This window comes from Paenibacillus sp. D2_2, from assembly GCF_031199965.1.
In the GTDB taxonomy this organism is placed as follows: domain Bacteria; phylum Bacillota; class Bacilli; order Paenibacillales; family Paenibacillaceae; genus Fontibacillus.
In genome coordinates this window covers 2,429,925-2,444,964 of sequence record NZ_CP133605.1, presented here as the reverse complement: position 1 = coordinate 2,444,964, position 15,040 = coordinate 2,429,925, and the positions used below count along the sequence as shown (strand labels likewise).

Sequence of the window (15,040 nt, the reverse complement as noted above, 5' to 3'; positions counted from 1 at the left end):
GCAACAGCGATCGGAAGAACATTTCAACCGAAGCATTCATCTGTACAATCATCAGTTCAACTTATTGTAAGTAATCGCTTACACAAAAATCCTACCATACTATCATTTGTTTCGAAGTTCCCTATTTTTACTTAAGCGAAACTATTTTGACTTCCTTATCCCTTCACACCACCGAGCGAAATTCCTTCAATAACCTGCTTCTGACCGATTGCAAAAATAATCAACAATGGAAGAATCGCGGATACAGCCCCAGCCATCATTAAGGAATAGACGTCTCCATATTGGTCACCAAATAGTCTGATTCCAAGCTGAACGGTGAACAGTTCTTTAGATTTCAGGAAGATTAACGGGTATTGGTAATCATTCCACGTCCAAATAAAACGAAGGATTGCATAGGTAGCTACACCTGGGCGAATGAGCGGCAAAGCGATCTGCCAGAAGGTGCGGAAGTAACCCGCGCCATCTATTTTACCGGACTCAAGATATTCATTACTAACGCCCATAAAGAACTGTTTCAACATGAAGGCTCCAATAATACTGAAGCTGTTAAGCAGAATTAGGCCTAAATGTGTGTTGATCAAATCAAACCAATTGAACAAAAGAAACTGCGGTACTAATGAAGCCTGTGGCGGTACCATGTACAGAGCAAGTACAAATACAAACATCGTATCTCTGCCCCAGAAGCGTAATTTAGAGAAGCCATAAGCCGCCAGTGCACAGACGATAACATTAATTACAGTAGTTGCGATTGTGATGTATATAGAATTCCAGTAGTAACGGACAAAGTCGCCGCTCCATACAGTCCTGTAATTCTCAATGAGGTTCCAATGCTTCGGAATCCATTCAATCGGGAATTTGAATACATCCGTCTCGGGCTTAAATGAAGTCGACAACATCCAAATAAATGGAAGTACGAATAGGATCCCGATAAGTGCCATTACGATCGTCCATATCAATTTCGATAGATTTATTTTCAATTTCAGTACCTCCTCTCGTCGGTTGATTAGTAATTAACCCATTTTTTCTGGGCTAACATTTGCAAGGTAGTAATGATTAGGCAGATTACAAACAGAACCAATGCCATACTAGAAGCATAACCCGTCTTTAACTGGTTAAAGGCTGTATCATACAACTCATAGACGATAACAGTAGTAGAGTTGGCCGGTCCCCTTGCGTCAATACCTGAATCAGATCAAAAATCTTGAACGTACCGATAATCCCGGTGACCAACAAGAAAAATGTCGTTGGAGATACGCAAGGTAATGTAATGCTCTTGAATTTCACCCATGCATTTGCCCCATCAATCTCTGACGCTTCATAGAGATCTTTAGGAATGGATTGCAATCCAGCTATGTAAATAATGATGTTATAGCCGAGCATAATCCATAATTGAATCATCATAAGCGAAGGTAGTGCGAAATCGATATCAGCAAGCCACTTCGGCGGATTGCTTATACCTAACGACATCAACATATTGTTTACTGGCCCCAAGGATGGATGGAACAACACCTGCCATACCATGGCTACAGCTACGATACTCGAAATATAAGGCAGGAAGTATACCACCTTGAAGAAATCTTTCAAATAAATATGTTTATCAATCAGAATGGCCAGGAATAATGCAACGATCATGGTAAGCGGTACAATAACAACGAATATTAAATTGTTGACCAAGCTTTTCATGAAGACACTATCGTGCATCAGCTTTACGAAATTACTTACCCGGCAAATTTCATAGCACCGATTCCAGCGACAAAGTTCCAATTCGTGAAACTAAGCAGCAAGGAACCAAGCACCGGAATCAGGGTTAAAATAATCAGTCCCAGCATTAAGGGGGTAACAAATAAATACCCGGCGATCTGCTCCTTTATCCCCATGCTGAGCTGTAAGGATTTTTTGGACTGCTTCATTCTCTCTCTCCTCCTCGGCAGTTGTCTAGCAAAATGAAATATCGAATGTGTTTTAATTGTAAGAAAGTAAGCGCTGTCTCATAAGAAATAGAAATGAGCATTTTGGAACGAATTTTACTTTTTGCTGTTAATATGAGTTGAACGAATTGATTGTCCAGCTGAAGGCAGCCGGGTGAAATGTTCTTACAATCGCTGTTGTTCGCGGATTTCTTGATATACAAATTCAGACATGGTAGAAATCCGCTCACAAAGGCGAACGCTTCGCTTCTTCAGAATCATTTCAGCCTCTTGCCTTTTCCTGCCCTCTTCAGTTCAACCCATATATTATTGTGTGAATTGATCTTTGTAACACAAAAATAGCCTCCATGACGATGGAGGCTATAAGGTGAAGTAATCCACCATATATATTGAATTTTGTCAATTCTGAATTAAGCTTCGGATACAACTGTGAATCGCTCGTTAATATGTTCAGGATGTTCGATCTCATCTACCACCGCGACCGCAAAATCCTCATAGCTGACATAACTGTCTCCTTTGGAGTTGACAAGAAGATGGTCCTTGCCTGTCTGGTAAGCTCCGGTCCGTCTACCGATCGCAAAGTTAGCCGAGGGACTAATAAAAGTCCATTTGATCGAATCGGTTGCTTGCAGAATTTCTAGGTTCTTGCCCTGATTCGAAGCTGTTGGGAAGAAGATCGCTGGGAACCCTGGTGTATCCATCACTCGGGTCGTCTTCGCTTCATCTACATACAAGCTGCCTGCCCCGCCAACCACGATCAATCTTGTGGTCGGTGCCCCTTTTATCGCTTCAATCAATACGTTACCGGCATCCACATGCAGATGCTCTTGACCTGCTGGTGCGCCAAAGGCATTCACTACAACATCGAAGTTCTTCACATCTTCTGCTTTCAGTTCGAATACATCCTTCTCAATTACAGGAACATCCTTATTGTCCAATTTGGATGCACTACGTACGATCGCTGTTACTTCATGTCCGCGATCCAACGCTTCTTTCATAATACGACTGCCTGCTTTACCTGTTGCTCCTACGATTGCAATTTTAGCCATTTTAATTACCTCCAATTTATAACTTCCATTTATTCATTAACACTGCTCCTATGAACAGTGAATATTAACTAGCTCAACATTATTAATGGGCAACAACGAGACGCATGGCGATACCGAACGGATCAGTAAGCGAAATGGAATCGGGTTCTTGCTGATAGACAACTCCAGCTTGTATCAGACGATCCTTGACTGCTTGAAGAGCCTCCTGATCAGGGAGCGTAATTGTGAAGTAACGTAGCCCTGTAGCATCCTCTGGATTTGGTGGAGCCCCAACACCAGCCCATATATTTAGTCCGATGTGGTGATGATACCCACCAGCCGAAATAAATAAAGCATCTTGCCCTAAATGGGATACGATATCGAAACCTAGAACCTCCGTATAGAACTGTCTAGCCCGATTCAGATCACCAACATGAAAATGGACATGTCCGATCTTAGTTCCTGCCGGCTGACCGCTCCACTCGGCTTGCTCCGATATATCCAACAATCCCTGGATATCGACAGGGTCCGTGGTCATCTTATATTCACCCAGTTCATCTCTCTGCCACGTATCTCGCGGACGATCGGCATAAATCTCAATCCCATTACGATCCGGATCATTCAAATACAAAGCTTCACTTACGAGATGATCTCCTTGACCAACCGGTATTTGATGCTTGATTAAATTACGCAGTGCCAGTCCCAATGACACGCGATCCGGGACCAGAATAGCAAAATGATACAAGCCTGATACATTTCTACCTTGCATCATATGGAAATGCTCACTTTCTTCCAGGACAAGCAGAACCTTCTCTCCATCAGCAGTAAGCTCAGCAAGATGCGTTTCTCGGCGCAGCAGCTGGAGCCCAATCACTTCCTGATAAAAGCGTAGCGAACGGTCTAAATTCGTGATTTTCAATCTTACAATCCCAATCTCTGCCTTAGGATGAATCCTTGCTTTCATTTCTATCCCTCCTTCAATCTATAATCATTTGATGTAATCACATTGGTTACAGCACCTGTAATCATTATAGTTACAAGTATCTATGTTGTCAATCACTAGTTTGAACTTATTCCAAGTTAAATAACAAAAAAGGAACTATAATAGCGGGCGCTATTTCAGTTCCTTCATTGTGTAAATTTTCAATTAGTGATATATATTTCTCAAGAAACCCACATAGGTCACGATGAAGTATACAGCGTATAACACCGTAAACACGAAAGCGGCCAACAGATAATACCAGAAAATTCCCGCTTGAATACCTGTGTAATAAACGAATCGTTCGCTCGCAAACAAGCCGATAAACATACTAAGTACAATGGATATCACGAACGGACATAAATAATATACGCCTAATTGCTTCAGAACAACCCGATCCGTCTCTTTTCTGCTCAATCCCAACTGCTTCAAAATGGAATAACGGAATTTATACTTCGATGAATCACTAAGCTGCTGGACTGCTAGAATTGTCAGGGCTGCACAGAGAAACACAATCCCGATATAAGCCAATATAAAAGCTATAGATACTAGAACTAATCCTACCTCTACAATATCGTTATCCTTAACAAGTACAATGGAGGAATAGCTAATGATGTTATTACTACCTTGTCCAGGTTGAATGGAATACTTATATTCCCCAGCTTCGTTCAATAACGATGATCGAATAGAAAGCAGACGCTCACTTAAATGGGCTGGTGCTTCTCCCTTAATACTTGCAGCCAATAAGGAATAATAAGGGCGCATAGACTTCAAAAATGTATCAGGTACGACAATCAGATAATCTGCTCCATTCATTCCATTTTGAGAAAGCGGGTCGGTGAATGTCCCCTTATAACTAAGAGCTTGGTTACCAAGGAGTGATTCACTTTCGGCGAGCTGCTCTAAATATGGTCTTACCCTCTCGATACATTGAATCAAATAGCCATTATCATCTAGCTCTATGGTTTCGTAGCCAAGCATGGACCGAATATAATTATAATCACTAATGCCCATATAAGTATCATGGCCAAAATAGGAGCTACCTTGATCATTCTGCCATGTGCCGTCTACATGTTCATATAGATACTGATTGATATGATCTGTACCGTTTTCATATATTTTATAAATATGCTGATTTTCTATAACTGAATCGTCTGTAATGATGCTTAGTTCATTATGGAAGTCATACTTTGTATCATCGCTGAAAACCAACACATCGAATGGATGGCTCCTCTCAAGCTCTTTGTTCTGATAATCAGCAAACATCATGACAACCATCCATGCAAACAGCACCGTTGTAAACAGAATCGTCAGTGTCCCCATCGTGAAGCGCATCGTTTTAATCTTTGATGACAACTGCCGAAACACAAATATGTTCGCCTCTTTGTATATCCCCTTGTGCTGTTTTTTGATATAGCTGATGAAGAACGAGGACAGCCCTATATACAATAGATAAATCGCTGCCACCAAGCCGGCAACATAAAACCACATCGATCCAATATTCATCTTGGAGGTAAGTACAAGGACGTTAAATAGAATGATATAAGCAACTGAGATGAATACAAGCAGCTTTTTCCATGTGCTTCTTTCATTTTTGACAATCTCGTTATGTTTATCCATGGATATCAAACTGTTAATCGTCATCTTGTTGAATTTGCGCTTTACTCTAAATAAAGCCAATCCATAAGCAAATAAGAACAAACCGAAGGTCAGCAGCAGGTTCCAGAGACTAAAGTCAAGAGAAATACGATATTCAACATCCATTATAGAATAGAAAATATTAGTAAACGCAATCTGAAAGAACATCCCTGGAATGATTCCGGCAAGCAAGGAAATGAACCCAAGAATCATATTCTCATAGCGAAAAATTGCAGCGATCTGTTTCTTCTTCATGCCTAGAAGCAAATACGTTCCAAACTCCCGACTGCGTTTTTCCATCATAAAGTTAACCATGTAATGAATCAGCCAAATGACGATCATGACAATGAAAAATGATGCCAAGCCAACAAGGACAATAAATATGGTAAATTCTCTGTAGAGATCCTTCATATCTTTAGAGAATATCATGCCATTGAACGCGAACATAAGCGCAGCCACAATAGCCATGGTCACGATATAAATAATGTAATCTTTCGAGGACCGTCTCACATTACGGAGAGTGAGTCTACCAAGCATCTGATACGTCACCTCCTGTGAGGGAGAGAACATCCAGGATCTTATTCAGGAACTCACGTCTTGAATCGTCCCCCTTGACCAGTTCATGAAAAACTTCACCATCCTTTAGGAACAAAATGCGCTTGCAGTAACTGGCTGAAAATGAATCATGCGTAACCATCAAAATGGTAGCACCCATATGTTCATTCATCGTTGTAAACGTGTCTAACAGCATTGTCGCGGATTTTGAATCAAGTGCTCCTGTCGGTTCATCGGCGAGTATCAGCTTCGGTTCATTGACCAAAGCTCTAGCACAGGCGCAACGCTGTTTCTGTCCGCCTGACACTTCATACGGGAATTTATCTCGGATTTGATAGATACCTAGTTGCTCCATTGTTTGTTTAGACTTTGCATGAATTTCTTTTTTGCCTTTCCCTTGTAATGACATAGCCAGGACAATATTTTCTTCAACCGTCAGGGTATCCAGAAGATTAAAGTCCTGAAATACAAAGCCAAGATTATGTTTACGAAATTCCGCTAGCTTCTCCTCATTCAGCGTGGTTATGTCTTGATTTTCAAAATAAATATGACCAGAGGTCACCGTGTCAATCGTTGAGAGCATATTCAGCAAAGTTGTTTTACCAGAACCTGAGGGACCCATGATTCCAATAAATTCACCGGAATTAATGTCAAAGCTGACTCGATTCAGAACTTTTGTAATGTTCGCTTTGGTTCCATAATATTTCTCTACACCGCACACCTTAATCAATCCACTCATTCTATTTCATTCCTTTCGTAACGGATAACACAAATATAGTCTCTATCGTTCTTAGGTTGTATATCGTTATCTTTCACTAATCTTTCAGTTTTGAAAGAAAAGAGTGTTTGGGAAAGAGCAGAATGATCTCCGTAAACTCTCCTTCTAGGGATTGAGCGTTGATTTCGAGTCCTAATTTAATACAAAGCTTCTTGCAAAGATACAGTCCAATCCCCGTAGATTTGCCTCTGTTTCGCCCGTTGGAACCAGTAAAGCCTTTCTCAAAAATGCGCGTCTTGTCTCCTTCAGGTATGCCCACACCGTTATCCCGAACTGTCAATTTGATTCCGCTATTCATCGTCTCGGCCTGAAATAAAATCATTCCACCGTTTTCCTTCTTATATTTCATAGCATTGAGCAGAATTTGTCCCAAAATAAATTCCAACCATTTGCCATCAGAAAATACGGTAATACGATCACATTCTACCTTGGCGCTCATTTGATTTTGTATCATTAAGTACTTATTTTTCTTAAGCACGTTCAATATTACAGCCTCTATTTCAGTTTCCTTGATGATGTAATCTTTATACACCTGATCCGACCTGGCATAGAATAATGCCTGTTCTACATCGTTATCTATTTCGGTTAAGTATCTTTCTATGCGTCTACTGTTATCCTGTTCTTGATTATGGCAGGCAAGACGTATCCCAGTGATCGGAAGTTTAACCTCATGAATCCAACCTTCGATAAATTCACGATAGTCTTGCTGCTCATTTTCCAACTGATAAATTCGCTCCACAACTGCTCTGTTAGACTTTCTGAGCATTTCTCGATAAAGCCGGTCCTCTAGACGCCATGAATGATCCATGAATTCCTGCACAAGGTACGGTTGATCAAGCTTCTCCATTAATGCATCTATCTTGTCAAAATGGCGCTTCCGCTCGGCATAGTCCACCACCATCCAAATCAGAAAGATAATCCCCATGTGACAGCAATGAGAGATAGAGTGACTGTGTTGTTCCCAACAGCAAATAGATAAAGGGACAGAAGAAACACTCCTATCCCATTCATGAGAATCAATATGATTTTATCTTTCAGATAATTTCCGAGGCTCATATCCGATATCCTACCCCTCTTTTTGTCTCGATAAAATCAGACACTCCTAATTGCTCCAGCTTGCTTCTGACTCTAGTCACATTAACACTCAGGGCATTGTCATCGATAAACACATCGTTATCCCATAGGTATTCGATTATATCCAACCTTGGAACAACCTCATTTTTTCGTTGGTACAGGTAATGCAGTAACTTAAACTCGTTCTTGGACAACTCTTCCTGTTTCGCATCATAGATGATTTTGTAGGATCGGAGATCCAGCGTTAGTCCCTTATGTATGAGAATCTGCTCCTCATCTCGCACACTGCTCTTTGTACGTTTTAAGATGGTGGATATTCTAGCCAGAAGTACGGAGGGGTGATAGGGTTTAGTTATGTAGTCATCGCCTCCTAGAGAAAAGGCCTGTAGTTCATCAATAGAAGTATTTCTGCCTGTTAAGAAAATAATAGGGACGTTTGAAAACTTACGAATCCCTGTGCATATCGAAAACCCACTATATTCCTGAAGGTTTACATCAAGCAATATCAAATCGGGATTATTGTCTTCTACATCACCCACTGCTTTTAAAAAATCCTCTGTACAGACAACTTCGTAGCCAGCATTCTTCAGCAAAATCTCCAGATCTTCTCGAATGGATACTTCATCCTCGATTATCAATACTTTTGCCATCACTATATCTCCTTTCTCTTCAATGAAGGCCTAGAGAGGTATAAATTCAACATATGGAATAACCGGCGTAGCCGAAGCCGCGCCGGTTATTATATTGAGTGTTATTGATACTTCATTTATGAATCACAGGCGCTAGCTTCCTTCGTACTGATATCCTCAACGATATCTTGAAGCGTTACCTTCGCCAGACTATCTTCCATCGCCTTCTGCGCTGTCGCGAATATCGGCTCGATCGATGACTGAATATTTCGGCCCACCGAACATTCCGGATTCGGCTTATCATGTACAGAGAACAGACCATCCTCTTCCACAACATGTACGGCACGGTATACGTCCAGCAGGGTGATCTCCGATATATCGCGAGCCAATTTCGCCCGGCTACGCCTGGACGCACACTGGCAAGTCCTGCTTTGCTAAGCATGCTCATTATACGGCGAATAACGACTGGATTGGTGTTGACACTACCGGAAATATATTCTGAAGTAGAGACGCCATCTTTGTTCAGTTCGAGCAGTGACAATATATGAATAGCCACAGCAAATCTTGAACTGATCGTCATAGAGTATCTCCCCCTTTCGTTATCCATTGTAACAATGATAGTTACACTAACGTGAAAATGTCAATAGTTTGTTATAGAACACGGTAATAATACAAGTTAAATAATTCCTACAATCGATCCAGTAAAATCATCATATGCTCCAGTAAGGACGCAAAATCGCCAGCAATCTCCTCACCAAACTTACGGTGAAATTGAAGCGTCAGCTTCAGCAGATGCGGAGCTTGCTTATCACCGTAGATGCTCCTGATCTCCAGAATCGGCTGGTAGCGAGAGCCCCATATCTCCTCTACCAAACGGGATATCTGCAGGCATTCTCTTTCAGGATCGTGAATCGGAATATAGAATATAGGCTGCATCGAGCATCCCGGTTTATGATTATCCAGCTCCAAAATCTCACTTGCTAAATCCGCTGTATCCGCCCATAAACGCAGCTCAGCATGAATTTGCTTCTTCTCCGGCAGGCAGAATCGTAATGCATAATAACGTGACATCGTGGACAACTCGATACGGTCATGACGACCGATCACCTGAACCTGTCCACTCAGGTCAAGATCATATACGGCACCTTCCAGCACAACCTTCAAATTTTCAAATATCGTTGGGTCAAACATTTTATGCAACGACTCCCTCTCTCATCAGAACGTCTTTTCGTGCAGCAGTTCTCTATCCTTCCTATTATACAATGCGCAGCTTAGTTCAACATTAACCAGTCTTTAGATCAGAAAAAAGAGCACTTCCCACCCCAACCGTGAGGTGATAGTACTCCTTCAACCGAATCTATACACATATAGCTTCCATCGCTGAACTTCTATTCGTAGACAGCCACATCACGGAGTTGCTTGGCTAAGTCAATAAACGGCCCCTCCGATAGATTGTCAAAACCAAGATGGTTGGCCCGCATGCTCAGTAACCGATCTCCTGGAGTAACACCGAATTGCTTCCAGGTCTCCATCGGTAGGTGAATGTACCGATCCTTGTCCAGATAAGCCCAGCAGAATAGCCGTTGCTTAAAAGTCACTGCTTCTCCCGCAGGAATCGTAAAATTCTGTACCTGTGGCACATTATTAAATATTGCGGCAAGCGGAGAATTCGCAATCTTCTCCTTGCAGAGAACGCTGAAGCCCTTCAGGGTATTCCGGCCAGACATCAGAATAATATTGGATTCTGTTGTAATATAGTATTCCTGCAGGGCTTGATCCGACAGGCAGAAAGAGCCGTCAGGGAGAATTTTGCTCCAGGCGTAGAAATACTTCCCAGCTTTAGCGGTGACCGCCATAAAATATCATCCCCCGAGAATTAATTCTATTTAGAGCTTGTTCAAAAGTCCTCTTTTGAACACACACTATTTAATTAATCATCTCTTATGATGCGGGATGGAGATATGATTTTGATCACGGTTTCATGATAAAAAGCTCACACCTGATTATCATTTCTGGCTGTTATACACTTTTACAGCTCGTAAGGCAATTATTTTCATCATCATATATACCGGTATGGCCAGCAGCATCCCAAGAATCCCGGCGAAATCTCCGGCAATGAGCAACAGAATAATCGTCGTCAACGGATGAATGTTAATTGTCCTGCCGTAAATATAAGGTGAAATCAAATTCCCCTCGATTTGATGCGACACTACTACGACGATAATAACCCACATCACCATACTAGGAGAAATTGTGAAGGCAACAATGACACTAGGAATCGCGCCTAACAGAATACCGAAATAAGGTATAAAACTAAATAATCCCATGACTAATGAGAGCATTAGTGGATAAGGAAGTCCAATGATCCAGAAGCCGATGAGGCTCATCACGGTAAGCACGACAGCGTCGATCATTCTTCCTGCTATAAAACCTCGAAGCATACCGTCAATTTCCTGCAAAACTTGGTCTCCGTCTTCACGGTACCGGACCGGAAGCGCACTGACCATCATCGGTCTGACCCGATAATCGTCCTTCAACATGTAATACAGCATAATCGGGACAGTACCCACTACAATAACGAAGTCATTCAAGAAACTAAACACATGCGATATGTAACCGGTGGCAGACTGAATCGCTGAATTGGCATACTCCATCAACTTGTTCGTGATCGATAGATCCGATTCATTAAACATGGAGAAATAGTTATTCTCCCGAATATCATTCATCTGACTCTGTAGTCCAGTAATTAACTTCGGTACATTGTTAATGAACTCGGTAATCTGATTCTGCAACGGCGGCCAGACAACGATGAGAAAGACAGTGATAACCCCCGCAAACATGAGATAAATCAGCAGAATAGACAAGACCCGGTTCATATGCTTTCCTTCCAGATAATGAACGATCGGGCGCAGCAGGTAATACAGGAAGGCGGAAATTGTCAGCGGTACGATACAAATTTGAACCAAAGTAACGAGCGGATTAAAAATAAAACTTACCTTGGATAATAAATAAATAATCGTCAGGGCCATAATAATACCGAGACTTCTTCGGTAGTACGGTTTATCCATCAAGGGCTGTCACCTCAATCCATGTGTAGAATTACTCTATTCTTCTTCTGAATATGTATTCCATGCTGCATCCAACAAGCTATCGAACCATTCGTCATCCTGCTCGATCCGTTCATCTACCGCTAGAAGCTCTTCCTCGGCTCCTGACTCTTTTGCATAGTGCAGACTGTAATCCCATTCTCGACCTTTCTTACTGTAGAACGTGATTTCATAATCTGCCTTATGCGAGTCGACCTGAAAAATCGTCTTGCCTACATAGGATCCGTCTTCATCTTTACGCATTTCAGATTGCAATATTATTAAATTCATTTTGCTTAGCTCCTTTATTTAAGTGTGTGTTTCAAAAAGTCCGGTTTTCAGCACCGAGAAGGTTGAATGAAGCTAGGGACTGAGGAGCGGAGCGTAGGCACAACCTACGTGAGCACCTAAGATGTTTCCGGAGGAAACATAACTTCGTAAGCGTCCGCTTAGGCCCGGCTGAATTCAAGATTCGATGTCGAATAGCTTCATGATCTACTTCGGGATCAAAAGTGGACTATTTGAACTTCCTCTTTAAGTGGATGCGATATTCCCGTAGTTCTTAATTATAATCATTATTCGAGGCAGAAGCACCTCCTACTGCAATATCGTAACATTTTTTTGATCAATAGCAATATCCCGGATAATGGTGGTGAACAACATTGGCAAAGCAAAAAAACAAGCCGCGGTCTCTGACACCTCCGGAGATTTTATCTTACGGCTTCGGAATGATCATTATCATCGGAGCTTTTCTACTGTACATGCCCATCTCTTCAGTTAACGGGCATCATTTAAATATCATAGATTCTTTCTTCACAGCTACCTCGGCGACCTGTGTAACTGGACTGGCTGTCGTAGATACCGGCGTCCATTTTACGTTATTCGGCCAGATTGTTATCCTCTTACTTATACAGCTTGGTGGGCTGGGATTCATGACCTTCGGTACACTCATTGCTCTCGCCCTGAACCGCAGGATCACACTCAAGGATCGCCTCGTGCTGCAGGAAGCAATCAATTACAATTCCATGGATGGCCTGCTGACACTGATTCGCCGCGTCATCTATTATACGATCACAATTGAAGGAACTGGGGCCCTTCTATTGGCTGCTAGATGGGCTATAGAGATGCCACTCAGCAAGGCCATATATTTCGGTATCTTCCACAGTATATCGGTATTTAACAACGCTGGATTTGATCTGTTCGGCTCCTATTACAGTTCAAGCGGATTCGGTAACTTTCGCAATGACCTGTATATCAATATCGTCGTTATGATGCTTATTTTCCTAGGTGGTATTGGCTTTATCGTCATTCATGACTTGCTCCAGTATCCTAGATGCAAGAAATTATCCCTTCATTCGAAGATTGTATTGACCATGTCTTCCTTCCTAATCGGAGTCGGGGCGCTTGTTATTTTCTCAATTGAGATCTTCAATCCAGCGACGCTCGGGGACTTACCGCTCGGCCAGCAAATAACAGCCTCCCTCTTCCATTCGATTAGTTCCAGGTCCGGAGGGGTTAGTACTGTAGATGTTAGCAGCATGAGCCACTCTACCCAATTCTTCCTTGTACTACTTATGTTTATCGGGGCGGCACCAGGTTCCACCGGCGGCGGAATCAAAGTCACGGTCTTTGCCATCCTGATCGGGGCGGTATATTCTATGATCCGTAGCAGGCAGGACATTGTCTTCTTCAAGAAGCGACTACCACAAGAGTCCATTCTACGTGCGATTACGCAGACGTTAATGGCCTTGTTCCTGGTTATTTCCGTATCCATGGTCTTATCAGCACTGGAGGACAGTGAGTTACTTCCCCTCTTATTCGAGACAACCTCGGCCTTTGCGACTACGGGCCTCAGCCTCGACCTAACGCCAAACTTAACAAACATTAGCAAAATCATCCTCTGCTTTGTCATGTTCATTGGACGTATTGGACCACTGACACTAGCCTATGCGATAAGACCCAAACCTCAAAAGGATCTCTTACGCTATCCAGAAGGGAAAATTACCATTGGTTAAATAATTTCCTGTCTTACTTGGATAGTTACGGTAATTCGTAGTATGATAATAGAATAACCCTTTTTTATAGGAGGAGTAACTATGGCTATTGAGAATTTTCAAGAGAAACTGCAAAAATACGCTGAGCTTGCTGTCAAGATCGGTGTAAATGTGCAGAAGGGACAAGCTCTGGTCGTCAATGCTACGGTTGATTCAGCAGAACTTGTACGTGTAATCGTGAAACAGGCCTATGAAGCAGGGGCTAGAACAGTCAAAGTGAACTGGAGCGATGATACAGTCACTCGCCTTCGTTACGATATGGCTGCTGAAGAATCATTCTTGGACGAGCCTAAGTGGTACGCTGGTGAAATGCTTGAGCTTGTTGAGAACGGCGCTGCTGTGCTTCACGTCATCTCCTCTGACCCGGACCTTCTTAACGGCGTATCTACAACGCGAATTACGAATCATCAGAAAACCTACGGTGCTGCAATGAGCAAATACCGTGCTTTACAGATGTCGGATAAATTCAGCTGGTCGATCGTTGCTGTTCCTTCCCAAGCTTGGGCGGCCAAGGTATTCCCGAATTTGCCGCAGAACGAGCAAGTCGAAGCGCTGTGGGAAGCAATCTTCCGCACGGTTCGTCTGGATCAGCCTGACCCAGTAGCTGCTTGGCGTGAGCATATCAATACATTATCAGCGAAAGCCGATTATTTAAACAGCAAGAAGTACAAGAAATTACACTATATTGCACCAGGAACGGACCTGACAATTGAGTTGCCTAAAGGACATCTGTGGGTTGCTGCCGAGAGCATCAATGCGCAAGGTAATACTTTCCTGGCTAACATGCCGACGGAAGAAGTATTCACCGCTCCACAGAGAGATGGTGTTAACGGTACCGTATCCAGTACGAAGCCACTAAGCTACAATGGCAACATCATTGACCGTTTCAAATTAACTTTTGAGAACGGCCGTATTATCGATAGCAGTGCTGAGGTTGGCGAGTCTGTTCTGAAGCATCTGATTGAGCTGGACGAAGGCTCACACTATCTTGGCGAAGTCGCACTGGTACCGCATGGTTCACCGATTTCCCAATCTGGCATTCTGTTCTATAATACGTTATTCGACGAGAACGCCTCGAACCATCTGGCAATCGGTAACGCTTATGCCTTTAACCTAGAAGGCGGCAAATCCATGAGCAAGGATGAGCTCACTGAAGCCGGATTGAACTCCAGCTTCGCCCATGAGGACTTCATGGTAGGATCCGGCGAGATGGACATCTTCGGAGTTACGGAAGACGGCCAGGAAGAACCTATCTTCAAACAAGGCGCGTGGGCATTTTAATAGTAATCCT

Annotated in this window: 13 protein-coding genes and 2 pseudogenes; 2 read left to right on the top strand and 13 right to left on the bottom strand. The window is 42.6% G+C overall.

Translation table 11 applies throughout. The annotated features are described in order from the left end of the window. Positions 1 to 155: 155 nt before the first annotated feature. From RE628_RS12420 to RE628_RS12360, 13 genes and pseudogenes are all read right to left on the bottom strand, one after another. Positions 156 to 977: a carbohydrate ABC transporter permease gene (locus tag RE628_RS12420; protein WP_309158962.1), complete on the bottom strand. Its 822-nt coding sequence runs from the start codon at positions 975 to 977 to the stop codon at positions 156 to 158. A 26-nt stretch (positions 978 to 1,003) separates the two neighbouring features. Beyond that, positions 1,004 to 1,910, bottom strand: a pseudogene (locus tag RE628_RS12415) (carbohydrate ABC transporter permease). 428 nt (positions 1,911 to 2,338) lie between these two features. Next, complete coding sequence (locus RE628_RS12410; protein ID WP_309158961.1) at positions 2,339 to 2,977, bottom strand: NAD(P)-dependent oxidoreductase; 639 nt, start codon at positions 2,975 to 2,977, stop codon at positions 2,339 to 2,341. Between the two features lie 82 nt (positions 2,978 to 3,059). After that, positions 3,060 to 3,920, bottom strand: coding sequence for a VOC family protein (locus RE628_RS12405; RefSeq protein ID WP_309158960.1), 861 nt, complete (start codon positions 3,918 to 3,920; stop codon positions 3,060 to 3,062). A gap of 183 nt (positions 3,921 to 4,103) precedes the next feature. Then, on the bottom strand, positions 4,104 to 6,110 hold the full coding sequence (locus tag RE628_RS12400; protein ID WP_309158959.1) for an FtsX-like permease family protein: 2,007 nt from the start codon (positions 6,108 to 6,110) through the stop codon (positions 4,104 to 4,106). Then, entirely contained in the window at positions 6,100 to 6,867 is a 768-nt protein-coding gene (locus RE628_RS12395; protein WP_309158958.1) for an ABC transporter ATP-binding protein, read from the bottom strand. Before RE628_RS12395 ends, RE628_RS12400 begins: the two co-directional genes overlap by 11 nt. Before the next feature lie 76 nt (positions 6,868 to 6,943). After that, positions 6,944 to 7,831, bottom strand: coding sequence for a sensor histidine kinase (locus tag RE628_RS12390; RefSeq protein ID WP_309158957.1), 888 nt, complete (start codon positions 7,829 to 7,831; stop codon positions 6,944 to 6,946). Positions 7,832 to 7,958: 127 nt separating this feature from the next. Beyond that, the gene (locus tag RE628_RS12385) at positions 7,959 to 8,630 is read right to left on the bottom strand and encodes a response regulator transcription factor (protein WP_309158956.1); all 672 of its coding nucleotides are present in this window, start codon (positions 8,628 to 8,630) and stop codon (positions 7,959 to 7,961) included. A 116-nt stretch (positions 8,631 to 8,746) separates the two neighbouring features. Then, positions 8,747 to 9,189, bottom strand: a pseudogene (locus RE628_RS12380) (Rrf2 family transcriptional regulator). A 107-nt stretch (positions 9,190 to 9,296) separates the two neighbouring features. Further along, a complete protein-coding gene (locus RE628_RS12375) occupies positions 9,297 to 9,800 on the bottom strand; it encodes a hypothetical protein (protein WP_309158955.1) in 504 nt (167 codons plus the stop codon). A gap of 197 nt (positions 9,801 to 9,997) precedes the next feature. Next, a complete protein-coding gene (locus RE628_RS12370; protein ID WP_309158954.1) occupies positions 9,998 to 10,465 on the bottom strand; it encodes a hypothetical protein in 468 nt (155 codons plus the stop codon). 150 nt (positions 10,466 to 10,615) lie between these two features. Beyond that, positions 10,616 to 11,677 carry an AI-2E family transporter gene (locus RE628_RS12365; RefSeq protein ID WP_309158953.1) on the bottom strand — a complete coding sequence of 354 codons (1,062 nt, stop codon included), beginning with the start codon at positions 11,675 to 11,677 and terminating at the stop codon, positions 10,616 to 10,618. Positions 11,678 to 11,713: 36 nt separating this feature from the next. Next, complete coding sequence (locus RE628_RS12360) at positions 11,714 to 11,986, bottom strand: hypothetical protein (protein ID WP_309158952.1); 273 nt, start codon at positions 11,984 to 11,986, stop codon at positions 11,714 to 11,716. A 371-nt stretch (positions 11,987 to 12,357) separates the two neighbouring features. Between RE628_RS12360 and RE628_RS12355 the strand changes: the two genes are divergently transcribed. Continuing rightward, positions 12,358 to 13,710, top strand: coding sequence for a TrkH family potassium uptake protein (locus tag RE628_RS12355; RefSeq protein WP_375143073.1), 1,353 nt, complete (start codon positions 12,358 to 12,360; stop codon positions 13,708 to 13,710). An 87-nt stretch (positions 13,711 to 13,797) separates the two neighbouring features. Then, the gene (locus tag RE628_RS12350) at positions 13,798 to 15,030 is read left to right on the top strand and encodes an aminopeptidase (protein WP_309159453.1); all 1,233 of its coding nucleotides are present in this window, start codon (positions 13,798 to 13,800) and stop codon (positions 15,028 to 15,030) included. The last annotated feature ends 10 nt before the right edge of the window (positions 15,031 to 15,040 follow it).

Bases quoted from the DNA above. Each gene is read 5' to 3' on its own strand.
- RE628_RS12395 (WP_309158958.1), bottom strand. From the start codon at position 6,867: ATGAGTGGATTGATTAAGGTGTGCGGTGTAGAGAAATATTATGGAACC.
- RE628_RS12370 (WP_309158954.1), bottom strand. From the start codon at position 10,465: ATGGCGGTCACCGCTAAAGCTGGGAAGTATTTCTACGCCTGGAGCAAA.
- RE628_RS12375 (WP_309158955.1), bottom strand. From the start codon at position 9,800: ATGTTTGACCCAACGATATTTGAAAATTTGAAGGTTGTGCTGGAAGGT.
- RE628_RS12360 (WP_309158952.1), bottom strand. From the start codon at position 11,986: ATGAATTTAATAATATTGCAATCTGAAATGCGTAAAGATGAAGACGGA.
- RE628_RS12410 (WP_309158961.1), bottom strand. From the start codon at position 2,977: ATGGCTAAAATTGCAATCGTAGGAGCAACAGGTAAAGCAGGCAGTCGT.
- RE628_RS12365 (WP_309158953.1), bottom strand. From the start codon at position 11,677: ATGGATAAACCGTACTACCGAAGAAGTCTCGGTATTATTATGGCCCTG.
- RE628_RS12390 (WP_309158957.1), bottom strand. From the start codon at position 7,831: ATGGGGATTATCTTTCTGATTTGGATGGTGGTGGACTATGCCGAGCGG.
- RE628_RS12385 (WP_309158956.1), bottom strand. From the start codon at position 8,630: ATGGCAAAAGTATTGATAATCGAGGATGAAGTATCCATTCGAGAAGAT.
- RE628_RS12405 (WP_309158960.1), bottom strand. From the start codon at position 3,920: ATGAAAGCAAGGATTCATCCTAAGGCAGAGATTGGGATTGTAAGATTG.
- RE628_RS12400 (WP_309158959.1), bottom strand. From the start codon at position 6,110: ATGCTTGGTAGACTCACTCTCCGTAATGTGAGACGGTCCTCGAAAGAT.